Source organism: Bradyrhizobium sp. HKCCYLRH2047, assembly GCF_051168175.1.
Taxonomy (GTDB): Bacteria; Pseudomonadota; Alphaproteobacteria; order Rhizobiales; family Xanthobacteraceae; genus Bradyrhizobium.
Genome location: NZ_JBNPUM010000006.1, coordinates 250008 through 274587, shown reverse-complemented (window position 1 = coordinate 274587; position 24580 = coordinate 250008). Strand labels below are relative to the sequence as shown.

The following is a 24580-nucleotide window of genomic DNA, read 5'->3' as shown; positions in this document are numbered from 1 at the left end:
ATGGCGCTGCCGCTAGCCACCCCCAAGGGGGTTCGGAGCGCGCTTTTTCTGCTCGCTTTTCCAGGGACTTAACCGGTTGCCGCGGCCGCCCATGGCAGGCTCCGGGAACCCTGTTTGGCTATGGGCCGAAGACCACCTTGTGCATGATCCGTCCAGGCATGAGCGTGAACAGTCCGGCAATCACGAGGGCGCCGGAGAACAGCGTGATCATGGCCCGGCGATGGGGCCCCACCCGATGGCGGTGCGCAGCCCACACCGCAACCGGCAGCACGGCCAGCGTATAGAGCGACAGCAGGTGAATCGGGCTGAAGGGACCGACCAGCCGGATGGTGTGAATCCAGAACGAGCTGGCCGCAACGGCGGCCATGAGAGTGACCCAGATCCAGCCGAGCGTTCGATGCGGCAAGGTCCCTTTCGGGGCTGCGAACTGGACCAGCCCCAGTGCGAACGCCGTCATCGCGGCGACAGCGTGCAGCAGGACGGCGGGCTCGGCGGCGAGCAGCGGTGCGAAGCTCATGCAACACCCCGGTGGTCAGGTTACGCACTGCTCAAGCGAACGAAACGTCAGACGCGCGCGATCGCCTGCAATGCGAGACCCGAGGTGATCGCCCCGGCTCCCGTCCCGACACGGACGGAAGCCACCTTGTATCGACCGAGGACGCAGGCGGCTCAGAACGGAATGTCGTCGTCCATGTCGCTGTTGCGTCCGCCACCGCCGGCCGAAGCGACCGCGCGGCGCGGCGGCGCCATCGACGGACCGCTGCTGCCGAAATCGCCGCCACCCATGTCATCGGAGAAGCTGCCGCCCCCGCCACCACGGCCATCGAGCATCGTCAGGGTCGAGTTGAAGCCCTGCAGGACGACCTCGGTCGAGTACTTCTCGACGCCGCTCTGGTCGGTCCATTTGCGGGTCTGCAGCGCGCCCTCGATGTAAACCTTGGCGCCCTTCTTCAGATACTGCTCGGCGACCTTGCAGAGACCTTCATTGAAGATCACCACACGGTGCCATTCGGTCTTTTCCTTGCGCTCGCCGGTCGCCTTGTCGCGCCACGTTTCCGACGTCGCAATGCTCAGATTGGCGATCGGCCGCCCATCCTGCGTACGCCGGATCTCGGGGTCCTTGCCGAGATTGCCGACCAGAATCACCTTGTTCACACTACCCGCCATCACCACTCTCCCGCGGTTCTCGATCATCGGACCGGCCGTCCACACCGGCCTCACGGCGTCCGGTGGCTAACCCTTCCTCTCGCGGCGGACCCTATACGGTTGCCGCGCGGTCCACCCGCCTCGTCCATTGTTTATCCACATATAGCAGGCGGACGGCCATTGTTCCAGTTTTGTTCGCGCGCCTGTGTCTACAACCGTGCGTCGAGTTCCAAGGAACCCGATGGAACCCAATGGAACCGCGAAAAAGTTCCGTCAATCACGAAAAAGCGATTAACTTTCATCAGCTTACATCGCCCCACTTCCTCCCCGCCTGTGGCTTTTGGGAGACGGTATCCAGGGTTGAATCGCGTATATTTGAGGACGGATTGGGGCCGCAAGCGTGGTCGCACCAACTTCACAGACGTGCGTCTCCGGGGACCATTTTGGAGACGCCCAAAGCGGGAGACTTGGGATGAAAAGAATTTTTCTTGGAGCTGTCAGCTTGATGGTCTTGGGGGCGCTGACGCCGGCGGGAGCCGCCGATCTCGCCGCCCGCCCGTACACGAAGGCCCCGGTGATGGCGCCCGCTCCGCTTCCGACCTGGGCCGGCTTCTATCTCGGTCTGCAGGGCGGTGGCGGCTGGGGCCGCAGCGATGAGACCTTCTTCGGTGCGCCGAATACGGCGATCTTTGCCGGCACGCAGCGTTACGACATCACCGGCGGCTTCGCCGGCGGCGTGATCGGCTACAATTGGCAGGTCGACAACATCGTGTTCGGCCTCGAGGGCGACTATCACTGGGCGGACATCGACGGCCGCTCGGCCGTGATCAACGCCGGCGTCGGTGACACCTACTTCACCAAGCTGCGCGGCTTCGGCGACATCAAGGGCCGGCTCGGCTGGGCCACGGGTCCGGCACTGCTCTTCGTCAGCGGCGGTGCCACCGTCGGCGATCTGCAGCACCGCTACGATGGCGTTCCCGGCAACGTGTTCGTGCAGAACGACTGGCGCTGGGGTTGGACGATCGGCGCCGGTGCCGAGTACATGTTCGCTCCGAACTGGTCGGCCAAGGTCGAGTACAACTATCTCGATTTCGGCAAGAGCTCGATCCAGTACTCCCCGGTCGCGACCAACCGCTCGGAGTGGAGCGACACCGTCCATACCGTCAAGGCCGGCATCTCCTACCACTTCGGTGGTCCGGGCATGTCGCGCTACTGATCGCACGCAGAAAGCGAATATGTCGAAAGGCCGGCCTCGCGCCGGCCTTTTTTTGTGTGCCAGAACCGGTACTTGCCGAGCCGTTGTGTCCTTTGGGTGACGGCTTTTTACGGCGGAAGGGGCTATCAAGGTCCGGCGGGTGGGCGTTGGTGAGAGCGTGCGTGCGGGCGTCGGACTTGGTTTGGGGAATGCGATGAGAAGGCTGTTGCTGGGGGCGACAACTTCGCTGGCGCTGGGGATTGCGCCGGCCATCGCTGCCGATCTGCCCGCGCGCACCTTCACCAAAGCGCCTGCGATGATCACAACGATCTATGATTGGAGTGGTTTCTATGTCGGCCTGAACGCCGGCGGCGCATCCTCCCGCACCTGCTGGACCAACAAGGTCAGCTTCGCAGGTGTCGCTGCGACCAACGCCGAGGGTTGCCACGATGCGACCGGCGCGCTGGCGGGCGGCCAGATCGGCTATCGCTGGCAGGCTGGCGGCTGGGTATTCGGCGTCGAAGGTCAGGGCAACTGGGCCAACCTCAAGGGCAGCAACACCAGCCAGTTCGCCCCGGCCGTGACCAACCAGACCAAGATCAACGGCATCGGCGTGTTCACGGGCCAGGTCGGCTATTCCTGGAACAACGTGCTCTGGTACGTCAAGGGCGGCGCCGCGGTCGCAAGCGAGAAGTACAACGGTCTCGCCACGGCAACGGGCGCGGCTCTCGACCAGTCCAGCGCCACGCGCTGGGGGGCTGCGGTCGGCACCGGTGTCGAGGTCGGCTTCGCCAAGAACTGGTCGGTCGCAGCCGAATACGAGCACCTGTTCATGGGCAACCGCACCCTGGGCTTCTCCGGTGTTCCCGGCGGAGCCGCGGGCCGGACCGATGCGGTCGGCCAGGACGTCGACATGGCGACGGTCCGCGTCAACTATCGCTGGGGCGGTCCCGTCGTCTCCAAGCACTGACCCTCGAGGACAGGCACTCGAAGACTGGCGCGCTCGAAGACTGGCACTCGAGGCCTGACGCGCCAGGCGCTCACCATGCGTGCCCTCGGGACAGCTCCACGATCGGCGCGACGGCCGCGATCTTTACCCGCGCTTAAGCACGTTCGACACATCCCGCCGCACGCCTGCTGCCGATCACGAGTTTAGAAAGCAGTGTCTCCTACAACCAGCCACAGGCCACCTTCGCGTGGGCCCGGATCGGAGGGATCCGGTGCGAGGACAGTTATGGGACTGGGGAGAGACGAATGCAGAAGACGACCTTGATCTTGACCGCTGGAGCCGCGGCGCTGGGACTGGCGCCGGCCTCCGCGGCCGACTTCGCGACGCGCCCTTACAGCAAGGCGCCGCCGCCGGCCTATGTCACGCCGCTGCCGAGCTGGGCCGGGTTCTACCTCGGCGTCAATGGCGGCGCCGACTGGAGCCACAACTGCTGGACGCTCAATCGCGTCGGCGGCGTGCCGGTCGTGCCGACCCAGTCCGAAGGCTGCCACAATGCCTCGAGCGGACTCATCGGCGGCCAGGTCGGCTATCGCTGGCAGGCGGCGAGCTGGGTGTTCGGCGTCGAGGCCCAGGGCGACTGGACCGACCTGAAGTCGTCGAACGCGAGCACGGCTGCGCTGGCTGCAGGCATCACCAACACCACCAAGACCGATGCGATCGGCCTGTTCACCGGCCAGGTCGGCTATGCCTGGGGCAACGTGCTCTGGTACGTGAAGGGCGGCGCGGCCGTCACCCACAACAAATACACCGGCACGGCGAATGCGGCTGCGCCCTTCCCGGTCGGCACGCTGCTGGATTCCGCCAGCGAGACCCGCTGGGGCGGCACCGTCGGCACCGGCGTCGAGTTCGGCTTCGCGCCGAACTGGTCGGTCGCCGTTGAGTACGACCACCTGTTCATGGGCTCGCGCGACATCAGCTTCCCGGCCACCGCCACCGTGCTGTCGCGCGTCGACACCATCAAGCAGGACATCGACATGGCGACCGTCCGAGTGAACTATCGATTCGGAGCGCCGATGGGCACCCGCTACTGAAAAAAGCCGCCACTCGCACGCATTCGGAAAGGCCGGCCTCCACGCCGGCCTTTTTCGTGTCAACAGCCCGGCAGCGTCGCGGCGTTTTTGTGCTAAATATATGATTTATAACGCTTTTTCGTTTCTGTGGCGGGCGCGTTACAGCGTCTCCGGGATGCCCTGTGTATGACTTGCCCATCGCTTGTCATTCCAACCTCCCGGGGGAGAATTTGATGAAGAAGTTGCTTGTGATCACGACGGCCCTCGCCGGCGTCGCGGCCGCCACGTCCGCGTCGGCGGCCGACATGGCGGCACGGCCCTACACCAAGGCGCCGCCCATGGTCGCGCAGATCCTGAGCTGGTCGGGCCTCTACGCCGGCATCCAGGGCGGCGGCGGCTGGGGCACCAGCAAGGAAACCTTCCTTGGCCGCTTCAATGCGCCGGGCTTCCTGGGCACCCAGAACTACAACACCAATGGCGGCTTCGTCGGCGGCGTGCTCGGCTACAATTGGCAGGTCGACAACGTCGTGTTCGGCCTCGAAGGCGACTATCACTGGGCCGACATCAACGGCCGCTCCGCAGTGGTCAATGCCGGCGTGGGCGACACCTTCTTCACCAAGCTGACCAGCTTCGGCGACATCAAGGGCCGCCTCGGCTACGCCGCAGGTCCCGCTCTGTTCTTCGTGAGCGGCGGTGCCGCCGTGGGCCAACTGCAGCACCGCTACGACGGCGTGCCGGGCAACGTCTTCAGCCAGACCACCACCCGCTGGGGCTACACGGTCGGGGCCGGCGCGGAATACATGTTCGCCCCGAACTGGTCGGCCAAGCTCGAGTACAACTATCTCGACTTCGGCAAGAGCGCGATCCAGTACAGCGCTTTCGCGACCAACCGCTCCGAGTGGAAGGACACCGTCCACACCGTCAAGGTCGGCCTCAGCTACCATTTCGGCGGCCCGGTCATTGCCAAATACTGATACCTGCAACCGACAGGTTCCGAGAAAGGCCGGCGAAAGCCGGCCTTTTTTGTTGCACCGATACCACCGTGCCGGCTCGCCACACACGGAACCAAGCAATTGAGTAACATAGGCTTTCTGGAACTGGGCCGTAAAAACGCGGTTTGGCCGCGAGTGTGTCTTCAGGGTGACGGTAATCCGTACGGAACCGGGCTATAGGAACCTCGTCAACTTGAACGGGTGAGTCTGTTTCGTGCGTAAGCTTATCGGTGCGATGCGGACTTCGAGGAATAAACTGGAGACTGGAATGAAGAAGATCTTGCTCGCGACCGTGGCCCTGGCCGCCCTGGCCGCTCCCGCTGCCGCCGCTGATCTCGCCGCACGCCCGACCTACACCAAGGCCCCGGTTCTCGCGCCGGTGCAGACCTGGACCGGTTTCTACATCGGTGCGATGGGTGGCTACGCCAATGAGGACGCCGACTTTGCGGCCATGAAGGGCGGCTTCGCCGGTGGCACCGTCGGCTACAACTGGCAGCAGGGTGCTGTCGTGTTCGGCCTCGAGGCCGATGCTGCCTGGGCTGACATCAATGCCTCCGTCGGCGCGCTTGGCGTGACCGCCGAATCGAAGATCCGTGACTGGGGCACCGTCCGTGGCCGCATCGGTTACGCCTTCGGCCCGACCCTGCTGTACGCCACCGGCGGTTACGCCTGGGCGGACAACCGCATCTCGCTGACGGCTCCGGGCGTCGCCGTTTCGGACAGCAAGATCCACTCGGGCTGGACCGTCGGCGCAGGCGTCGAGTACATGTTCGCCCCGAACTGGTCGCTGAAGGGCGAGTACCTCTACAAGAGCTTCGGTGGCGAGAGCTACACCTTCACCGGCCTCGGCACGCTCGCGACCGGCACGCTCAACGTGCATTCCGGTCAGGTCGGCATCAACTACCACTTCTAAGAACGTCGCCTCCGGGCCAACGCACACAGCCTCCGCTCTGCCAGAGCGGAGGCTTTTTCTTTGCGGGATCGCGCACAGGGCCGGACGGAACCGGCAGCCTCCTGCCAATCGCTGCCATTCCCTGAGCGCATTGTTGATGATTCGCTGACGGTACTGGAAATCCGGCCACGTTCTTCCTACGTTCCGACGATACCTTTTCCCTCTGGCGTCCGATGGCCGGCTCCCGGCAGAACGCGCCTGCAACAATGGCGCGGTCTCGCGCCGTGGGACGATCGTCATGGATGAAGTGCTCAAGGCCAAGCAGCGCGCGCAAGCCAACCAGTCGAGCCTGCGGGCCATCACCATCCGTGGCGCCCGCGAGCACAATCTGAAAAACATCGACGTCGAGATCCCGCGCGACAGGCTGGTGGTGTTCACCGGGCTGTCCGGCTCCGGCAAATCCTCGCTCGCCTTCGACACCATCTATGCCGAGGGCCAGCGCCGCTACGTCGAATCGCTGTCGGCCTATGCACGCCAGTTCCTGGAGATGATGCAGAAGCCGGATGTCGACCAGATCGACGGCCTGTCGCCGGCGATCTCGATCGAGCAGAAGACGACCTCGAAGAATCCGCGCTCGACGGTGGGCACCGTCACCGAGATCTACGACTACATGCGCCTGCTGTGGGCGCGCGTCGGCGTGCCCTACTCGCCGGCGACCGGCCTGCCGATCGAAAGCCAGACCGTGTCGCAGATGGTCGACCGCGTGCTGGCGCTGCCCGAAGGCACCCGCCTCTATCTGCTGGCGCCGGTCGTGCGCGGCCGCAAGGGCGAGTACAAGAAGGAACTCGCGGAATATCTCAAGAAGGGCTTTCAGCGCGTCAAGATCGACGGCACCTTCCATGAGCTGGCCGAGGCGCCCACGCTCGACAAGAAGTTCCCGCACGACATCGATGTCGTCGTCGACCGTATCGTCGTGCGCCCCGATATCGGCCAGCGCCTGGCGGAGAGCTTCGAGACCGCGCTGAAGCTCGCCGAGGGCTTGGCCGTGATCGAGTTCGCGGATGCAGCCCCTTCCTCGTCATCACCGGGCCGCGCCGAAGGCGCGAGACCCGGTGATCCATCCTCTTCGAAGGAGATGGATGGCCGGGTCAAGCCCGGCCATGACGAGAAGAAGAAGGTGGCCAAGATCCACGACAAGAGCGGGCCCGAGCGCATCCTGTTCTCGGAGAAGTTCGCCTGCCCGGTCTCCGGCTTCACCATCCCCGAGATCGAGCCGCGGCTGTTCTCGTTCAACAACCCCTACGGCGCCTGCCCGGAATGCGGCGGCCTCGGCGTCGAGCAGCATGTCGATGCCGACCTCGTCATTCCCGACAAGGACGTCACGCTGCGCAAGGGCGCGATCGCGCCCTGGGCCAAGTCGTCGTCGCCCTACTACCTGCAGACGCTGACCGCGCTCGGCAAGTTCTACAAGTTCACGCTCGACACCAAGTGGAAGGACCTGCCGAAGAAGACGCAGAACGCGCTGCTGCACGGCTCCGGCGACGACGAGATCAAGTTCACCTATGAGGACGGCGTCCGCGCCTACGACACCAAGAAGCCGTTCGAGGGCGTCATCACCAACATCGAGCGCCGCTTCCGTGAGACCGAGAGCGAATGGGCGCGCGAGGAGCTCGGCAAGTACTTCAACGACGTGCCCTGCGCCGGCTGCAAAGGCTTCCGGCTGAAGCCCGAGGCGCTGTGCGTCAAGGTCGGCGGCAAGCACATCGGCGAGATCAGCGATCTCTCCGTCAAGGCTGCCGGCGAATGGTTTGCCGAGGTGCCGAAGGCCCTGAACGCGCAGCAGACCGAGATCGCCACCCGCATCCTCAAGGAGATCCGCGACCGCCTGACCTTCCTGCTCGATGTCGGCCTGAACTACCTGACCCTGGCGCGCTCCTCCGGCACCTTGTCCGGCGGCGAGAGCCAGCGCATCCGCCTGGCCTCGCAGATCGGCTCGGGGCTGACGGGTGTGCTCTACGTGCTGGACGAGCCGTCGATCGGCCTGCACCAGCGCGACAATGCCCGCCTGCTCGACACGCTGAAGCGGCTGCGCGACCTCGGCAACACCGTGATCGTGGTCGAGCATGACGAGGATGCCATTCGCCTCGCCGACTACGTGCTCGACATCGGCCCCGGCGCCGGCACCCATGGCGGCAACATCGTCGCCGAGGGCACGCCGGCCGAGATCATGCGCAATCCGGCGTCGCTGACCGGCAAATATCTCACCGGCGAGCTCGAGGTCGAGGTACCCGAGCGGCGGCCACCGAACCATCGCCGCACCATCAAGGTCGTCAACGCCCGCGGCAACAATCTGAAGAACGTCTCCGCCGAGATTCCGCTCGGCCTGTTCACGGCGATCACCGGCGTGTCCGGCGGCGGCAAGTCGACGCTGCTGATCGACACGCTGTACAAGGCGATCGCGCGCAAGCTCAACGGCGCCAACGAGGCGGCGGCGCCGCACGACCGCATCGAGGGCCTGGAGCACATCGACAAGATCATCGACATCGACCAGTCGCCGATCGGCCGCACGCCGCGCTCCAACCCCGCGACCTATACCGGCGCGTTCACGCCGATCCGCGAATGGTTCGCCGGCCTGCCCGAATCCAAGGCGCGCGGCTACGAGCCCGGCCGGTTCTCGTTCAACGTCAAGGGCGGCCGCTGCGAAGCCTGCCAGGGCGACGGCGTCATCAAGATCGAGATGCACTTCCTGCCCGACGTCTACGTCACCTGCGACGTCTGCAAGGGCAAGCGCTACAACCGCGAGACGCTCGACGTGCTGTTCAAGGGCAAGTCGATCGCCGACGTGCTAGACATGACCGTCGAGGAGGCCGCCGAGTTCTTCAAGGCGGTGCCGCGCGTGCGCGACACCTTCGAGACCCTGCGCCGCGTCGGCCTCGACTACATCCATGTCGGCCAGCAGGCCACCACGCTGTCCGGCGGCGAGGCGCAGCGCGTGAAGCTCGCCAAGGAATTGTCAAAGCGCGCCACCGGCCGCACGCTCTACATCCTGGACGAGCCGACCACCGGCCTGCACTTCCACGACGTCAAGAAGCTTTTGGAGGTGCTGCACGAGCTGGTCGCGCAGGGCAACACGGTGGTGGTGATCGAGCACAATCTCGAGGTCATCAAGACCGCCGATTGGGTCATCGACCTCGGCCCCGAGGGCGGCGACGGCGGCGGCGAGATCGTCGCCTGGGGCCCGCCCGAGGACATCGTCAAGGCCCCGCGCAGCTACACCGGGCAGTTCCTGAAGCCGGTGCTGGAGAAGTCGGCCAAGCCGAAGAAGCGCAGCCGCGGCGCCGCGAGCGAGGCGGCGGAGTAGTTCCGTCGCGCCGTCATTGCGAGCGAAGCGAAGCAATCCAGAGCCGGGCGCGAGACTCTGGATCGCTTCGTCGCTCCGCTCCTCGCGATGACGGTCGGGACGACGGGCTCGTGCGCCATGCGAGAGGTCGCTGCTTGCACGGACCCTAGATCGTACATCAGTTCGATTGAACGAACGACTCCGACGCGTAGCAATCGAAGCACAGGAAGACGTAGATCATCCCGCAATCCGCGATACATATCTCGTCATTGATCGAATCGAGTTGACCGTAGAACGTCATCTTGACCCGGCAGGTCTTGCAGGTCGGCCATTCATCACCCTGGATGAAATCGGGGCTTCCACCGAGCCGGTGCCTGCGTCCGATCGGCTTTGGCGCCCATTTGAAAGGTGGCATTTCGCGCGCGACGTCATCCAACGGTTCAGGGACGAGCTGAAACGGCGGAATGACTTTCATGCGCGGGTCCGCTGGACTTCGAGGTTACAAGGCTTACCCAGCCTATCGTCTCCCCCCTGTAACGCAACGACAAAGCCCGCCGCTCAGCCAAGCGCGACGGGCTTCATCGTTGCTCTACCAACTCAACTCACCAGCGATAATACCCGCTGCGCGTGCCGTTGTTGTTGCCGCTTGGGCCGACATCGCCCTGGGTCGAGCTCGGGGTCGGATGGTTGGTGCCGTTGTAGCCGGCGCCCCAGCCCGGGCCGTCATACAGGCCCGGCGCGACCGCGACGTAGCCTTCCTCATAGACCGGACCCGGCGCCCAGGCGAAGGAATCGCGGTAGGCGTAGGTGCTGGTGACCTGGCCGCCATAGCCGTAGCCACCCGGGCCGTACTCGCCGGCTGAAGCGGCGGCGGTGCCGGCAACCAGCGTGACCGCGGTCAAGGCCGCCAAACCAAACATGCGCGTCATGACTTGCTCCTTCGTTCCTAATTATCGCGGAGCAAACAACGTAAGGACCCTGCCGGTTCCGCGGCAGGTCACGACAATGCTGCGACACAACGCTTCGCTCACATTGCCGCGATTGAATGATCCAACGCGGCTGTCTCTCGGTAGCTCCTTGCGGAAGACAAGCCCGCCGCTCGTGTCCGGGCGGCGGGCTTGTCGACTGGACGCTGACTTATCTGACAGCGATTACCACTGACGATAGACGCCGGTCAGCGTGCCGTTGTTGTTGCCGGACGGACCGACATCGCCCTGGGTCGAGCCCGGGGTCGGATGGTTGGTGCCATTGTAGCCGCCGCCCCAGGCCACTGGGCCGGCCACCGGACCGGGCGCGTAGGCCGGCGCCGGCGCTGCGCCATACACCGGCTCGGAATCGGTGGTCTGCGCCGGCGGCACCCAGGCCATGGAGTCGCCGAAACGGGCATAGCCCTGCGCGGACGCTGCGGCGGTGCCGATCACCAGCGTGGCTCCGGCCAGCGCGGCCATCTTGATCGTGCGTTGCATGTCTCTCTCCTTGCTTCTGTGCGGGGTCAACCACCGCACCGCGCAAGGCGTTCCTGCAGCGCACACTCACAAAAATCGTGATGAAAGGTTGATTGGCCGCCGCACCGAGCCCCCTTGCAGGACTGAGCGAACCCAGCCCCGCAAAAGCTCCCCTGCGACGCTCAGGCCGCGACGGCGACCGCCCGCGGCCGCGCCACGCCGGTCTTGGTCACTCCCGGCAGGGGCGGCGCCTTCGTGCCGGTCGCATGCGGGAAATACTGCAGCTGCATGGAATGCATGTAGCCGGCTTCCGCGGTCCAGGAGTCGTTCGCCTCGACGATCGGCGTGATCGTGAACAGGTCCGGATTGCTCGGCGCAATCGCGGTATAGGTCGGGATCGATGCGCTGAGCCACTCGAGCGGTTTGTAGATCGAGTAGTAGTTGGTGTCCTTCAGGACAGGCGCCGGCGGCGGATAGGTGCCGAGAATCCCGTTCAGGTTGGCCCAGCCCATCGGCACGATGTCGTTGCTGTTGACCGCCGCGTAATAGGTGTAGCTCTTCGCGAAGGTCGCCGCGAATCCCGCGTTCCACATCGTCGGAGCCGCGAAGGTGTGCGGCCACAGCGTGAACTTCAGCGACGAGTTCAGCTTCGGCAGCTGATCCTGCAGCCATGCCGTCGCCGCCACGGCGAGCGCGCCGCCGAGGCTGTGCCCGGTCACCATCAGTTGCAGGTTCTGCTTGGCCGCGAGGCCGCGCAGATAGTCCAGCAGCGACAGGTCCGTCGTGGGATCGGTGAGCGCGATGACCAGCGCCAGCGCGTCGTTGATTCCGGCGCTGATCTGGAGCGGCGCGCCGGCCTGCTGCGGATACAGCCACGGCACCTGGAAAACCGCGTCGGCATCGGCGAGCACGTTCTCGAAGGCGCCGGCGACCGAGCCGTCGACATCGGTGCCGCGGAACGCCAGCGCATAGCTGCCGTCGCTGCCTTGCGCGACATAGGCGAGCACGCCGTTGTTGACCGCCGGGCCCCAGACGAGCGACCACGGACCGTTCGCGGCGCCCGATGGGACGGACTTCAGCATCGTCACGAAATCGCTCGGCTGAACCGCATCGAGCGCATCGTCGATATAGGCGAAGTAGGACAGATAGGCTGCAGCAACCTTGTTGAGGGCCATGTGAAATCTCTCTGGCTTGAATGATGAAAACAATTTCGATCAAATCGGGCAGGCAGACCCTGATCCGCCGGCGCACCGGGATCATAGACCGCGTCATCTCCAGGTGCACATCACAACATGTTCAACCCCTGATCATCTAACGTCGCCATGGCGCTGCGAGACGCAACGGTCGCGTCTCACATTGCGCCCCGCCCCTCCCGTTGCTATGGCGCAGGGCTGTCGCAGCACGACACGCCTCGACGATCATCAGCCCCTCGCCACGCTCACCCCGCGCGATGCCATATTCTCTCGTCATCTTCGATCTCGACGGCACCCTCGCCGACAGCTTCCCGTGGTTTCGGGTCCACGTGAATGCGGTCGCCGCGCGCTTCGGCTTTCGCCAGGTGAAGGACGAGGACATCGACGGGCTGCGCCATGCCTCGACCCGCGAGATCCTCGATTTCCTCCAGGTGCCGCGCTGGAAGCTGCCCTTCATCGCGCGCCACGTGCGCCGCCTGAAGACGGCGCATGCCGCAAGCATTCCGCTGTTTGCAGGCGTCGACATCATGCTCGACACGCTTGCCGCGAACGGCACGACGCTCGCATTGGTCTCGTCGGACAGCGAGGCCAACGCGCGGCAGAAGCTCGGATCGCGCGCCGGCCTGTTCGCCGATTTCGATTGCTCGGCCTCGGTGTTCGGCAAGGCACGCAAGTTCCGCCGCGTGCTGAAGCGGCTGCGCGTCGACCCGGCCCGGGCCATCGCGATCGGCGACGAGACCCGCGACATCGAGGCGGCGCGCGCCGCCGGCATTGCCTTCGGCGCGGTGACATGGGGCTATGCCGCGGAGCAGGCGCTGCGCGACCAGCGACCGGAGATGCTGTTCACGCGGGTGGAGGAGATCGTGGAGCGGCTGGTCGTGCATGCCGGACGAGATCCGTAGCCTGCATCGGCGCCGGGATGCAGGGACAATGACGAACCTCGATACCTGCCCGCGTCTTTGCGAGCGCCTCGTCAAAGCCCGGATGAGCGCAGCGACATCCGGGGTCATCGCCGGCGTCGCAGAAGAACCCGGATATCGCTGCGCTCATCCGGGCTACAGTCCGTGCCCAACGCCTCACCGCCGCAGGAACGCGCCAAAGGCGCGCGGACCGTCGCCGACCTTGATCTCTCCCGTGACCTTCAGCGCGGCCACGTCGATGACGCTCAGGATGTTGCTCTCCCAATTGGCGACGATGACGCGCTGGCCGTCGGCGGTCGCCTCGATGCCCTCCGGATAGTCGCCGACACTGATGCGCTTGAGCGGCTGCAGGCTCGCCAGGTCGAACACGCTGACCGTGCCATCATACTGGTCGGTGGCGAAGCCCCTGCCCCGCGCCAGCGCCACCGCATAGGGCCGCAAGCCGGTCTTGACCCGGCCGATCTCGCGGCGCCCGGCGAGGTCGATCACCGAGACGTCGTTGGAGGCGACATTTGCCGTGTAGGCGCGCTTGCCCTCGGCGTCGATGGTGACACCGAACGGCCGCGTCCCGACCTTGATGGTCGCAAGGCGCTGGCGCGTCGCCGTGTCGATCACCGAGACCATGTCGTCGTCGCGGTCGGCGGACAGCAGCAGCTTGCCGTCGGGGGTCACTGCAAGCCCCGACGGCGAGGCGCCGACCGTGATGCTGCCGATCACCGTCCGGGTCTTCGCATCGATCACGCGGATCGCGGCGTTGTACCAATCTGCGACGTACACCGTCGAACCGTCCGGCGTCACCGCTATGCCGAGCGGCCCGCCACCGACCTCGATGCGGCCGACGACTTTTCGCTCGGCAGCATCGACGACGCTGACGGTCTTGTCGTCCGGACTCGCGATATAGGCGAGGCGGCCGTCTGCGGCGACGGCAACGCCGGCCGGCTTGCCGCCGATCGGAATCGTCGCCACCGGCTTCGAGGTCGCGAGGTCGACGATCGTCAGATCGTCGCTGAGCTGATTGGTGACGAAGGCTTCCTCGGCGTGAGCTGCGGTGCCAAGGGCGAGTACAACTGCGAACAGAAGGGCTCGGCCAAAATGAGAGAGAGGACTGGTGGCAGAGTAGCGGACTCGGTGCTTACCTCTCCCCGCTTGCGGGGAGAGGTCGGATTGCATCGCCAGATGCAATCCGGGTGAGGGGGTACAGGTCTCTCCACGAGCACTTCCCGTGCGTCTGCCCCTCACCCCAACCCTCTCCCCGTAAGAACGGGGAGAGGGAGCGCAGTGCCGGCCGGGCGACATCATCGATCCCTAACTACCAATCCGCCCCTTCAGCTACCGCCCTCCACCTTCTTCTTCAGGCCCTCGAGCCCGCCCTTGTAGAGCCCGCTGACCGCGTTGACCGCGGCCTCGTCGTTCAGCTCCGGCGGCGGGTCGTTGTTGGGGAAGCCGCGGTAGAACGCGCCGGTCCATTCGACCACGCTGCCCTTGCCGTCAGCGCTCGGCGTCACCGCGATGGTCGACGAATAGTTCGTCACCGGCAGCACCTTCACGTCGACGGCGGTGATGCGATACGAATAGCTCATCTTCTCGGCGTCGTATTTGTAGAGCTCCTCGTCGACGGTCGCGCCGCCCTTCAGGGTTAGCTTGCGCGTTGCGCCGATCTCGTTGCCCTTGTCGCCCGCGGTCTTGTCGACGATGCCGAGCCAGCTCATGTCCTGGAAGTTGCCGATCACGGCCCACACCTTGGCGGGCGCGGCGTTGATCTCCACGTGCTCCTGCACCTTGCGCCGGGTGGGCCCATGCGCTTCCGCCATCGTCAGGGTCGTGATTGTCAGGGCCGTCGTCGCGATCGCGAGCGCCGTCCTTGCGGTCAGCGCCTTGCCGAACACCATCCTCATCTCGTTTCCTCGGTCACTTTCATTGGTCCGCATCCGGCGCGGACAGCCCTATCTTTGCACCGCACTGGATTGTTGCAACAAAAAAGACCGTGTCGTGGCCGCCTCAATTCGCGCCGCAGCAGCGCTTGTATTTCTGGCCGGAACCACAGGGACAGGGGTCGTTGCGGCCGGTCTTGCCGAACGAGGCGAACGGATTGGGCTGCCGGGCAAAGTTGGTCGACGTGGGCACCGGCGGCCCGCTCTGCCGGTATTGATACAGCGTCAGCACCGCCTCGCGGATATCAGCCGGCGCCTCGCGGTCGAGCTTGGCGTTCTCGGCACGATCGTCGTCGAGCGCCAGCTCGATCGCCACCATCAGACGCAGCGCCGCCTCGCCCACCTCCCCGTCGACCTGCCGATAAGCCTTGAACCTCTCATGGCGAAGGTCCACGGCCGCCGCAAAACCGTCGATCCACAGCTCCCAGACGACGTCGCCGTTGAAGGCGTCGATTGGAAAACGCGGCTGGTACTGCTCCGGATGCTGCGCGAGCGTCAGCGCGATCTCCCGGTGATAGTCCATGACCAGCCCGAGCACCTCATTGGCATGGTCGATGCTGGAGAAGACGGAGCGATGCCCCTTGCCGAGCCCGAAGGCCGCCGCGAACCATTCGCCCGGCGGAATCGGCTCAGGCAGCACGAGCAGGCCGGCGATGAAGCCGTCGAGCTCCTCCAGCACCATGGCGCGATCATCCAGGGCCAGCAGCGCCCGTTCGAGCTTGTCGTGGCCGTGGGTCTGCTCCGGCATGCTGCCCCCCTCTTCCTTCGCTGCCGTCGCGCCCTGAGTCGCCCGACGGGCAGGCCGCGCACATGGCCGAGCTACGACGCGGCCGTTTTGACACCAAAACAGCCGTGCGCGCAAAAGCTAAATTTCCGAACGCGATCAGCGGCATCACGCTTGTCCAGTCCTGCCGCAAAAAACATTCTTATTTCGTTTTTAGAGAATTTCTGTTTTCCTGCATGCGTCCCGTCCTCACGAGAGGGACGCTTCGCGGTCGTCACGGGCGTGGAGGGCGGGATGCGATGGACGTCACGGGCCCGGTGCTGATGCGCAAGACGACGGGTCGCGGGACGGACGGCGAAATCGTGTGGTCCTGACCTCCCGACGCTGAGGTCAAATGGGTGTCGATGCCTTCAGGGCGTCGCGCCGATGACGGTGGCCAGAAAGCCCGGTGCACCGAGGAGAGCGCGTATAAGTCGTAAACCGTCGCGCAGGGAAGGCCGGTTGTTCGGCCAATCCTGTGGTTCCTGCCGCCTGCATTTTTTTCGCAGGCGGGCCATGGGTGCGGCCTGCACCCGGCCTTCCCTGCGCCCTCTCACCTGGGAGGGCGGAATGAATGTCAAAGCTCGGATGCCGGGGCATCGCGAGATCGGCGTCACATGGCCAGTCACGGCGAGCAATCCAGAGTCGTCCGGAGCCGTCACTCCGCAAACACGCCCTGTACGAACCCGTCCGGATCATTGCAGAACTCGCGCATGGCCTTGAAATGATCAGTGTCCTGCACGCGGACGGGCTCCAACCCGTATTTGGTCAACCGCAGCAGAGTCGCGCCCGGATAGGCCATCAGCACCGGCGAATGCGTCGCCATCAGCACCTGGCAATGACTGGAGTCATCCATCCGCCGCATCAGCTTCAAAAACTCGATCTGCCGCGCCGGCGACAGCGCCGATTCCGGCTCGTCGAAGATGTAGATGCCCTGGCGCTGGCAGCGCTCGTCGAAGAAGCGCAGGAAGCCCTCGCCGTGGGAGTGGGACAGGAAGTCCGGCGGCGGCCCGCCGAGCGGATCGTCCAGTGCGGCCTGGTCGAGATAGCGCGCCACCGAAAAGAAGCTCTCGGCGCGGAAGAACCAGCCCTGCGTGATCTTCGGCAGCCAGCTCGCCCGCAGCGCGGCAGCGAGTGCGCCGCCCATGCGCTCCACCGCGCGGCCATGATCAACCGGCATGTAACCCTTGCCGCCGCCGGCCTCGTCATAGCCGGCGAGCGCTGCGATGCCTTCGAGCAGGGTCGATTTGCCGGTGCCGTTCTCGCCGACGATGATCGTAATCGCACTCGTGAAGCTGAGCTCGAACTCATCCTGCAGGAACGGCAGGCAGAACGGATAGGCGGCGCGATCGGAGATCTTGGCCGGATCGAGCCACAGCCGCTTCAGATAAGGGGCTGGCAGCCGGATCTCGCGTTGCTTCCTCGCCATGACGCCTTCACAACCTCGGTGACATCCCCGGCAATCTCGCACATCGCGGCCGCATCGGCCACCGCCGCACCACCGCTATGCCACGACCTCCAGCACCAGCTCCATGGTCATCAGCACCGGATTGTCGCCGCGGACGAGGCGGCCTTGCGCGAGTGCGCCGGTGTAGTCGACCAGCGCGACGTCAACGATGGCTTCAACGCCGTCGTCGCCGGGCGCGATCGTGCCGGCGGTGATCGTCAGCTCCGTCGCGAACGGCTCGACGACGCCGCCGTCCTCGAAGCGCGCCCCGATGGTCGAGCCGACGCCGCCGCGAATGCGCGCTTTGCTGATCCGCTGCGCCCGGCAGAACGCCTCGAGGCAGCCGGCGAAATCCTGGTTCGGCCGCAGCCGCAGCGCGAAGGCGCGGCGATCCGTCGTGGCAGCGCTCGGCGCAGCCGTCACCGGGCCGAACAGCCTGAAGCCGGTCTCGGGATCAGGCGCGGCCGTGAAGATCGCGCCATCGAGCCCGAAAGCCTCGACCTCGAACGGCTCGGCGACGATGGTCTCCTCCGGCAGGATGTGCCCTCCGCCGGCGCGGCCGCCCTGTTCCGTCCACAGCGCGTGGCAATGGAAGAATGGCGCCCCGTCGCGCACGCCGAGCGTCATCGTCGCGGTCGACAGCCGCGTCACACCGGCGGGCCGATAGGTCTCGCTGTAGAACGCGGCATGATCCGCCGTCTTCGACAGCGCCGGCATGACATAGGCGAACGGTCCGAGCGCCCCGCCTTTGATGTCGAGCACGCCACCGGCAAAGCCATTGGCCGCGAAGCCGCGGCGCGCGGCTTCCAGCAGCGGCAGGCCTTTTTCGAGCGTGAACGTGAAAGCACGGCCGCGCGCCGCAACCCACTGGATGCGGTCGGCCACGGGCGCGCCGGGCTGGATGATGGATCGCATCACGCGTCAGTCCTGCCTGGTGAGATCGAGCAGGCCGCGCGCCTCGAGCTCGTCGCGCACCAGACGCTTCGGAATCTTGCCATAGCCCGATTTTGGCAACGCGTCCCAGAAGAAGAACCGCTTCGGCATCTTGTAGCGCGGCAGCTTGGTCGCGAGATAGCCGGCGATGGCGCTCTCGCTCGGCGCCGCCGCGCCCTCGCGCGCGACGCAGACGGCGACGCCGACCTCGCCCCACACCGGATCGGGCACGCCAAGCACGGCGACCTCGCCGATATCCGGATGCGTCAGGATCTTTTCCTCGACCTCGCGCGGATAGATGTTGGAGCCGCCGGAGATGTACATGTCCGACGCGCGGCCGGTGATGTAGACGAAGCCGTGTTCGTCCATGTGGCCCAGATCGCCGGTGCGGAACCAGCCGTCGCGAAACGCCTTCGCGTTGGCCTCCGGATTGTCGTAGTAGCCCGCGAACACGGCCGGTCCGATGACGCAGATCTCGCCAGTCTCGCCGGGCTTGAGCTCACGCCCCTGATCGTCCTGGATCGAGACCTGCATGCCCGTGCGCTCATAGCCGCAGGTGCCGATCCGCGCCTCCGGTCCATCCTCTTCCTCATGCGCCGCGGCCGGCAACACCGTGATGTTGCCGGTGACCTCGCCGAGACCGAAATACTGCACGATCACCTTGCCGAGCCGCGCGAGCGCGCTCTTCTGGTCCTCGCGATACATCGGCGCGCCGGCATAGATGACATGCCGCAGCGAAGAATGATCGAACTGGTCGACCGCGGGATGCTCGACCATCATCTTGAGGATGGTCGGGACCGTGAACAGGTTGCTGACGCGATGCCTCTCGATCAGGCGGAAGGCTTCGGTGATGTCGAACTTCTCGCTCGGCAGCAGCACCGTCCGGGCGCCGCGCGCGCTCTGCATCAGCTGGTGCACGCCGGCGCCGTGCGACAGCGGCGCCACGACGAGAGACGCGTCGTGTTCTGTCGTGCCCGGCGTCAGATCCGCGAGATGATTGGTGATGACGAACGCCATCTGGCCATGGGTCAGCACCGCCGCCTTGGAGCGGCCCGTGGTGCCCGAGGTGAAGAAGAACCAGCAGGGATCGTCGTGCTCGACGGCCGCATTTGCGACCTCTGCGCCCGCATGCGCCTGCATGGCGTCGGCCACGGAGCGCGCGCCGAAGCTGCCGCCCTCGCCGATGCGCCACGTGAACTCCGTGGTCGTCACCGCCGCAGCATGCTCCGGAAAATCGCCATGGCAGAGAAATGCCTTGGCGCCCGAGGCGGTCGCGAGATAGGCGACCTCGTCCGGCATCAGTCGGAAATTGGTGGGCACCCAGACCGCGCCGAGCCGGAACGCGGCGAACATCGAGACGAACATCTCCTCGCAGTTCTTGGAGTGCACCAGAATGCGATCGCCCTTGGCGATCCCCCGCTCGGCCAGCGCCGCCGCGAGCGCCGAGACCATCGCGTCGATTTCGCGCCAGGTCCACGACCTCTCGCCCCAGACGAAGCCGACGCGATCGCCAAGCCGGCGGCCATTTTGCGTAACGATATGCGCGAGGTTCATCACCCGGCGGGACATGCGCAGGGGTGCCGGTGTCATCGACAACCTCTCGCGCCGCTGCAGCTGACGAACAGACCCATGGAAGCGTCCCCTCGATCGATCCTTCAGGCGATCTCAGCCGCCCGATACCCTTTGGGCCTGTTTATCCCGGTCCTGCTCGCCCTCGCAAGGCCGGCCTCCCCATCGCACCCATGCGGTGGCGTGTTTCGAACGGATGCAGATGCCGCGCGACAAACCGTGGCCGGCCGCGCATTTCTTCATATCACCGCGCGCCGAATCTGATTTGAGGACAACCATGATCGATCGTCGCTTCCTGCTTCTCGGCCTCGCTGGCGTGCTCGCCGCTTCTCCGCTGCACGCGCAGGCGTCTTCTTCCAACGAGCCCGTCGGCATCATGACCGCGATCTACACCCGCGTCGCCAAGGGCAAGGGCGAGGATGGCGGCACCTTCGTCATCGAGGACAAGGCGGCGCGCGCGAAATATCTGTCGAAGTCGCTGGCCGCCCAATGGGCGAAAATGGACGCCCGCACGCCCAAGGGCGAGGTCGGGGCGATCGATTTCGATCCCGTCACGAATTCGCAGGATCCCGATGTCGCCTCGTTCAAGGTAACGCCGGAAATGCAGGACGGCGACAAGGCAACCGTTGCTGTCAGCATTCGCGGCCACCGCACCGAGCGCAAGGAACAGGCCGACGACATCATCCGTTACGACCTCGTGCGCGAGGCCGGCCAATGGAAGATCGACGACATCCGGGGTGCGGTCGATGGCAAGCCATGGTCGATCCGTACACTGCTGGCGGAGTTCCTCAAGATCACCGAGAAGCCCAAGCGAAAGTAGGGACGCATGACTGATGTCCGTGACAACAAGGCCGGGAGCCGCTTCGAGCTCGATATCGATGGCCACGTCGCGTTTGCCGATTACCGGGCCACGCCGCAGGGGGTGATCATCACCCACACCGAGACCCCGCTACCGCTGCGCGGCCGCGGCATCGGTTCGCAGCTCGTGAAAGGCGCCCTCGCGCTGATCCGCGCCGACGGCCGCAAGGTCATCGCGGGCTGCAGCTTCGTCGCCGACTACCTCCGTGACCATCCGGAGAATCGGGATCTCATGGCCTGATGGGCCGTGGAATTACCGGACGAGACGATTGGACGGTGCGCTTTAACGCAATGGCTACCTGGATGGATCAGCAATCCCCCGCCGAACAAGCAACCAGACCCATGGGGAGAGGCACATGTTCATCACAGCCATTTTCGACGTTCTCAAGCGCTACGTTCACTACCGCACCCAGCTCGCCTATCTCGACCAGCTCGACGAGCGCACGCTGCGCGACATCGGCTTCGAGCGCGACCAGCTGCACGCGGAGGCCTGGGAACGCGCCGGCTTCGTACACGTCTGAGGCGCTGGCGCAGCCTCGCGCTCGACGCGATCCAAGACGACAAAGGCCCGCACGATGGCGGGCCTTTCGCTTTCTTGTTCTTGCCGTGAGCGGCGCACGCTCAGTGCTTGATCTCCGGCGGCAGCTTGCCGCCATTGGCGGCGAGCTTGCTCATCACCTGCTTGTGCAGCCACACGTTCATGCTGGCGGAATCGTTGGTGTCGCCGCTGTAGCCGAGCTCCTTGGCGAGCTCCTTGCGCGCAGCGAGACTGGAATCGATGTCGAGCGCCTTCATCAGGTCGACGATCGAGGTCCGCCACTCCAGCTTCTCGTGCTTGGCAGCCGCCGCCTTGTCGACGATCGCAGCCACATCGACATTTTGCGGCGCAGCAGCCGGGGCTGCCGTCGGGGACGCGGCCGCGCCGCCTGCCGGCGCGGTACCACCAGCGGCGGGCGTGCTGCCGCCGGCCGGTGCCGCCTCGGCATGATGGCCGAAAATCGCGCCCATGATCTTTCCGAAAACGCTCATCAATGGCTCCCAATGGATGGTGATCGTAAGAAGAACTCGGCCGGCGGCCTTCCGTTGCGGAGACGCCCGTCGGAGCCGCCCCGCCACCGCCGTGGCCTGCCAAACGCGAACACGGCGACCAATGTGAAGCTTACCCAAGGCGGAATGACGGCGGAACGACTTTATTGGACCATGCTCCAGCTTCTGCGTGAGCGTTCCAGTCTAATGCACTGCGACATTCACAGCCCTCACCGAGGCGTGAGTAGGCGCAGCCTGTTTTGGCACTATCCTGATGACTTCCGTTCGCGAATGGCCGTCCCGAGGTTCGTCGCGTCTGGCCATCCGCGAACTTGTTCCAACGAGAAGCGCAGCCCGCCTGCGTGGTTGGGAAGCGCCCTACGCAAGTTGAGGGAGCACACGACGATGGCCACCTACCACAGCAATGCTGCCTCCCACGTGCGGGCGGCAGACGAGGTCGCGGCTGAGCTGACGATTCGTACGATCGACATGTCGAGCCTGATGCGCGCGCTCCGGCTCGGCTGGGATGACTTCAAGGCGGTGCCGAGTCACGCCGTGATGCTATGTGCGATCTATCCCGTTCTCGGCCTGGTGCTGGCGCGCGCAGTGTTCGGCTATGCGGTGGTGCCGCTGTTGTTTCCGCTGGCGGCGGGCTTCGCCCTGCTCGGCCCGTTCGCCGCGCTCGGTCTCTATGAGCTCAGCAGCCGCCGTGACCGCGGCGAGGACACCAGTGCCTGGGACGCCCTGGAGGTGCTGCGGTCGCCGTCGTTCGGCTCGATGCTCGGACTGGGCACGCTGCTCCTCGCGCTGTTCGTCACCTGGGTCGCGACGGCGCAGGCGATCTACGTCGCAGTGTTCGGCTATGGCGGCGCGACCGGTGTGAGCGATTTCCTGCAGCGGGTCTTCACCACACCGCAAGGCTGGTGGCTGATCGCGGTCGGCTGTGGCGCAGGCTTCCTGTTCGCGCTGCTGGCGCTGTGCCTCAGCATCGTGTCCTTCCCATTGATGCTCGACCGTCACGCCGGCGCGCTCGAAGCGGTGGTCACCTCGCTGCGCGTGGCGGCCAAGAATCCAGTTCCGGTTGCGGCCTGGGGCCTCATCGTCGCAGTGCTCCTGGTGGCCGGCACGATCCCGTTCTTCCTCGGCCTCGCCGTCGTGATCCCGGTGCTCGGCCACGCCACCTGGCATCTCTACCGTGAGGCCATCGCGATCCATCCCGACGCCGCCCGGATCGTGCCGCCGGCCCCCCGCAGCTCCAAGCCCGCGGCGGATTTCCCGGCGAACCTGTTCCCGTGGCGCTCGCGTGACCAGATGTGAGGACGCCGCGATGAATCTTCACTGCCGCCGGCCTCCAGGCCGGCGGTCGCGTCGAGTGGCCGCAGAGTGTGGCGGCGCTCACGAAATCCGACGCCAATGTGATCGAAAGGCCTTGCTGCTGCCGCGGTTACGCCCGACATGGAGCACGCCCAGCAACGCCTTTTGAATCCATTGCCGTCCAGGTGTTTCGATGATTGCTCGCGTTCTCGCCGTTTCCGCTCTTGCCTGTCTCGCTGCCCTCACCCCCCTGTCAGCGCCAGCGCATGCCGCGGTACCCTGCGGCAACGGCAATTTCGACGGCTGGCTCGCCGAGTTCAAGACCGAAGCGGCGGCCAAAGGCATCTCGCAGAACACGATCAATGCGGCGCTGACGGGCGTGACGCCCGACCAGAGCGTGCTGAACCGCGACCGCGGTCAGAAGGTGTTCAGCCAGACCTTCGAGGAGTTCTCCGGGCGCATGGTGCCGCCGCGCCTGACCCGCGGCTCCAACATGCTGAAGCAATACGGCTCGGTGCTGTCGCGGATCGAGCAGAGCTACGGCGTGCCCGGCGAGGTGCTGGTCGCGATCTGGGGTCTCGAGACCGATTTCGGCGTCAACGTCGGCAAGTTCCCGACCATCCGCGCGCTCGCGACGCTGGCCCATGACTGCCGCCGCGCCGAGCAGTTCCGCGGCGAGTTGCTGGATGCGCTGCGCATCGTCGACCGCGGCGACCTTCAACCGGCCGAGATGCACGGCGCCTGGGCCGGCGAGATCGGGCAGACCCAATTCATGCCGTCGTCCTGGATCAAATATGCCGTGGATTTCGACGGCAATGGCCGGCGCGACCTGATCCGCAGCGCGCCCGACGTTCTCGCCTCCACCGCGAACTATTTGAAGGGCTATGGCTGGCAGAAGGGCAAGGACTGGGAGCCCGGCGGCCCGAATTTTGCGGTCATCCAGCAGTGGAACAAGAGCGAGGTCTATGCGCGGACGATCGCGACGTTCGCGACCCAGCTGGCGCGGGCGCCGTAGGAGGGAGAGTGAGGCCGATCGCGGCATCGCGACCGGCCGTTCGTTCGATGATGCTGTGATACGCCCGCTACTTGCTCATCCCGGCCTGCATCGCCCTGGTCAGGTGCATGCTGCAGGCACCCATCTTGCCGCTCAGAAGCGCGTCTTGCGCCGCCGCGATCTCTTTTTGCGCCGTGTATCGGGCGTCGCCGTCGGCCATGGCCTCGATCGCCGTCTCGGTCTTTTCCAGGTTGGCCCCGCTGCAGCCGGCGCCATGCATCCGCGCGGCCTGAGCCGGACCGAACGCCACGATTGCCGCAGTGATGAGCGCGGCCCCAAACAGTTTGTTCATTGTTCTTCCTCGCTGGTGCGGCGGCATCGGCATCATTGCCGGATACCGCGACACTTTGTCGCACCTTCCGCAAGATGGCACGAAATGAAATCGCCGCGAGCGATCCGTGATGGCGAGCCTTCCATTCGACAGGTAAAGCCAAAATAATGAATTTATATTCATTATATCAACCCATGCATTTCGCGAGGTACGGGCCGGGCGGGCACCTCCAAAACTTGTCCAGCATCGGAGTTGGCATTACGCGATCCGGC

27 protein-coding genes are annotated in these 24580 nt (G+C 65.4%); 13 read left to right on the top strand and 14 right to left on the bottom strand.

Annotated features, from left to right (window positions below):
- Positions 1-118: 118 nt before the first annotated feature.
- Both ACQR1D_RS17000 and ACQR1D_RS16995 read right to left on the bottom strand, forming a co-directional pair.
- A complete protein-coding gene (locus ACQR1D_RS17000; protein WP_316178607.1) occupies positions 119-517 on the bottom strand; it encodes a DUF2306 domain-containing protein in 399 nt (132 codons plus the stop codon).
- A gap of 152 nt (positions 518-669) precedes the next feature.
- Positions 670-1167: a single-stranded DNA-binding protein gene (locus ACQR1D_RS16995; protein ID WP_315711764.1), complete on the bottom strand. Its 498-nt coding sequence runs from the start codon at positions 1165-1167 to the stop codon at positions 670-672.
- 451 nt (positions 1168-1618) lie between these two features.
- On the opposite strand from ACQR1D_RS16995, the gene ACQR1D_RS16990 reads away from it, so the two are divergent.
- The 6 genes from ACQR1D_RS16990 (at position 1619) to uvrA (ending at position 9605) form a co-directional block, all read left to right on the top strand.
- Positions 1619-2362, top strand: a complete 744-nt coding sequence (locus ACQR1D_RS16990) for an outer membrane protein (protein ID WP_315799855.1) — start codon at positions 1619-1621, stop codon at positions 2360-2362.
- A gap of 193 nt (positions 2363-2555) precedes the next feature.
- The gene (locus ACQR1D_RS16985; RefSeq protein ID WP_316215877.1) at positions 2556-3311 is read left to right on the top strand and encodes an outer membrane protein; all 756 of its coding nucleotides are present in this window, start codon (positions 2556-2558) and stop codon (positions 3309-3311) included.
- A 284-nt stretch (positions 3312-3595) separates the two neighbouring features.
- Positions 3596-4381 (top strand): outer membrane protein, encoded by a 786-nt coding sequence (locus tag ACQR1D_RS16980; RefSeq protein ID WP_316215878.1) that lies wholly within the window; start codon positions 3596-3598, stop codon positions 4379-4381.
- 212 nt (positions 4382-4593) lie between these two features.
- The gene (locus tag ACQR1D_RS16975; RefSeq protein ID WP_315799852.1) at positions 4594-5334 is read left to right on the top strand and encodes an outer membrane protein; all 741 of its coding nucleotides are present in this window, start codon (positions 4594-4596) and stop codon (positions 5332-5334) included.
- A gap of 286 nt (positions 5335-5620) precedes the next feature.
- Complete coding sequence (locus ACQR1D_RS16970; RefSeq protein ID WP_315799851.1) at positions 5621-6265, top strand: outer membrane protein; 645 nt, start codon at positions 5621-5623, stop codon at positions 6263-6265.
- A 277-nt stretch (positions 6266-6542) separates the two neighbouring features.
- Entirely contained in the window at positions 6543-9605 is a 3063-nt protein-coding gene (uvrA, locus tag ACQR1D_RS16965) for an excinuclease ABC subunit UvrA (protein WP_315799850.1), read from the top strand.
- Positions 9606-9762: 157 nt separating this feature from the next.
- Here uvrA and ACQR1D_RS16960 read toward each other — a convergent pair whose 3' ends face one another.
- From ACQR1D_RS16960 to ACQR1D_RS16945, 4 genes are all read right to left on the bottom strand, one after another.
- The gene (locus ACQR1D_RS16960) at positions 9763-10059 is read right to left on the bottom strand and encodes a DUF1963 domain-containing protein (RefSeq protein ID WP_316236425.1); all 297 of its coding nucleotides are present in this window, start codon (positions 10057-10059) and stop codon (positions 9763-9765) included.
- A gap of 127 nt (positions 10060-10186) precedes the next feature.
- Positions 10187-10513: a hypothetical protein gene (locus ACQR1D_RS16955; protein WP_434839851.1), complete on the bottom strand. Its 327-nt coding sequence runs from the start codon at positions 10511-10513 to the stop codon at positions 10187-10189.
- 222 nt (positions 10514-10735) lie between these two features.
- A complete protein-coding gene (locus tag ACQR1D_RS16950; RefSeq protein WP_316215879.1) occupies positions 10736-11050 on the bottom strand; it encodes a hypothetical protein in 315 nt (104 codons plus the stop codon).
- Between the two features lie 161 nt (positions 11051-11211).
- Positions 11212-12204: a lipase family protein gene (locus ACQR1D_RS16945; RefSeq protein WP_315799847.1), complete on the bottom strand. Its 993-nt coding sequence runs from the start codon at positions 12202-12204 to the stop codon at positions 11212-11214.
- 275 nt (positions 12205-12479) lie between these two features.
- Between ACQR1D_RS16945 and ACQR1D_RS16940 the strand changes: the two genes are divergently transcribed.
- The gene (locus ACQR1D_RS16940) at positions 12480-13124 is read left to right on the top strand and encodes an HAD hydrolase-like protein (protein ID WP_434839850.1); all 645 of its coding nucleotides are present in this window, start codon (positions 12480-12482) and stop codon (positions 13122-13124) included.
- A gap of 174 nt (positions 13125-13298) precedes the next feature.
- Here the strand turns inward: ACQR1D_RS16940 and ACQR1D_RS16935 are convergent, their stop codons facing one another.
- The 3 genes from ACQR1D_RS16935 to ACQR1D_RS16925 all read right to left on the bottom strand — a co-directional run bounded on the left by ACQR1D_RS16935 (position 13299) and on the right by ACQR1D_RS16925 (position 15821).
- Positions 13299-14312, bottom strand: a complete 1014-nt coding sequence (locus ACQR1D_RS16935) for a cytochrome D1 domain-containing protein (protein ID WP_434839849.1) — start codon at positions 14310-14312, stop codon at positions 13299-13301.
- Positions 14313-14467: 155 nt separating this feature from the next.
- Complete coding sequence (locus ACQR1D_RS16930) at positions 14468-15037, bottom strand: SRPBCC family protein (protein WP_316215881.1); 570 nt, start codon at positions 15035-15037, stop codon at positions 14468-14470.
- Positions 15038-15140: 103 nt separating this feature from the next.
- Positions 15141-15821 carry a UPF0149 family protein gene (locus ACQR1D_RS16925; RefSeq protein WP_316215882.1) on the bottom strand — a complete coding sequence of 227 codons (681 nt, stop codon included), beginning with the start codon at positions 15819-15821 and terminating at the stop codon, positions 15141-15143.
- A gap of 62 nt (positions 15822-15883) precedes the next feature.
- On the opposite strand from ACQR1D_RS16925, the gene ACQR1D_RS16920 reads away from it, so the two are divergent.
- Positions 15884-16171: a hypothetical protein gene (locus ACQR1D_RS16920; protein ID WP_316215883.1), complete on the top strand. Its 288-nt coding sequence runs from the start codon at positions 15884-15886 to the stop codon at positions 16169-16171.
- A 323-nt stretch (positions 16172-16494) separates the two neighbouring features.
- Here the strand turns inward: ACQR1D_RS16920 and ACQR1D_RS16915 are convergent, their stop codons facing one another.
- The 3 genes from ACQR1D_RS16915 to ACQR1D_RS16905 form a co-directional block, all read right to left on the bottom strand.
- Positions 16495-17265 carry an AAA family ATPase gene (locus ACQR1D_RS16915; RefSeq protein WP_434839848.1) on the bottom strand — a complete coding sequence of 257 codons (771 nt, stop codon included), beginning with the start codon at positions 17263-17265 and terminating at the stop codon, positions 16495-16497.
- Positions 17266-17340: 75 nt separating this feature from the next.
- The gene (locus ACQR1D_RS16910) at positions 17341-18198 is read right to left on the bottom strand and encodes a PCC domain-containing protein (protein ID WP_316178588.1); all 858 of its coding nucleotides are present in this window, start codon (positions 18196-18198) and stop codon (positions 17341-17343) included.
- A 6-nt stretch (positions 18199-18204) separates the two neighbouring features.
- Positions 18205-19806, bottom strand: coding sequence for an acyl-CoA synthetase (locus ACQR1D_RS16905; RefSeq protein WP_316178585.1), 1602 nt, complete (start codon positions 19804-19806; stop codon positions 18205-18207).
- A gap of 256 nt (positions 19807-20062) precedes the next feature.
- Here ACQR1D_RS16905 and ACQR1D_RS16900 point away from each other — a divergent pair, with 256 nt between their 5' ends.
- The 3 genes from ACQR1D_RS16900 (at position 20063) to ACQR1D_RS16890 (ending at position 21164) form a co-directional block, all read left to right on the top strand.
- Complete coding sequence (locus ACQR1D_RS16900; protein ID WP_316178583.1) at positions 20063-20605, top strand: DUF3828 domain-containing protein; 543 nt, start codon at positions 20063-20065, stop codon at positions 20603-20605.
- A 6-nt stretch (positions 20606-20611) separates the two neighbouring features.
- Positions 20612-20884: a GNAT family N-acetyltransferase gene (locus tag ACQR1D_RS16895; protein ID WP_315799840.1), complete on the top strand. Its 273-nt coding sequence runs from the start codon at positions 20612-20614 to the stop codon at positions 20882-20884.
- A gap of 115 nt (positions 20885-20999) precedes the next feature.
- Complete coding sequence (locus ACQR1D_RS16890) at positions 21000-21164, top strand: DUF1127 domain-containing protein (RefSeq protein ID WP_315799839.1); 165 nt, start codon at positions 21000-21002, stop codon at positions 21162-21164.
- Between the two features lie 100 nt (positions 21165-21264).
- Here the strand turns inward: ACQR1D_RS16890 and ACQR1D_RS16885 are convergent, their stop codons facing one another.
- A complete protein-coding gene (locus ACQR1D_RS16885) occupies positions 21265-21672 on the bottom strand; it encodes a DUF3597 domain-containing protein (RefSeq protein ID WP_316178580.1) in 408 nt (135 codons plus the stop codon).
- A 402-nt stretch (positions 21673-22074) separates the two neighbouring features.
- Here ACQR1D_RS16885 and ACQR1D_RS16880 point away from each other — a divergent pair, with 402 nt between their 5' ends.
- Together ACQR1D_RS16880 and ACQR1D_RS16875 are read left to right on the top strand one after the other, a co-directional pair.
- On the top strand, positions 22075-22986 hold the full coding sequence (locus ACQR1D_RS16880; protein WP_316178578.1) for a DUF2189 domain-containing protein: 912 nt from the start codon (positions 22075-22077) through the stop codon (positions 22984-22986).
- Positions 22987-23176: 190 nt separating this feature from the next.
- On the top strand, positions 23177-23998 hold the full coding sequence (locus ACQR1D_RS16875; RefSeq protein WP_315799836.1) for a lytic murein transglycosylase: 822 nt from the start codon (positions 23177-23179) through the stop codon (positions 23996-23998).
- 67 nt (positions 23999-24065) lie between these two features.
- On the opposite strand, the gene ACQR1D_RS16870 is transcribed toward ACQR1D_RS16875, so the two are convergent.
- Positions 24066-24329 (bottom strand): hypothetical protein, encoded by a 264-nt coding sequence (locus ACQR1D_RS16870; protein ID WP_316178946.1) that lies wholly within the window; start codon positions 24327-24329, stop codon positions 24066-24068.
- Between the last annotated feature and the right edge of the window lie 251 nt (positions 24330-24580).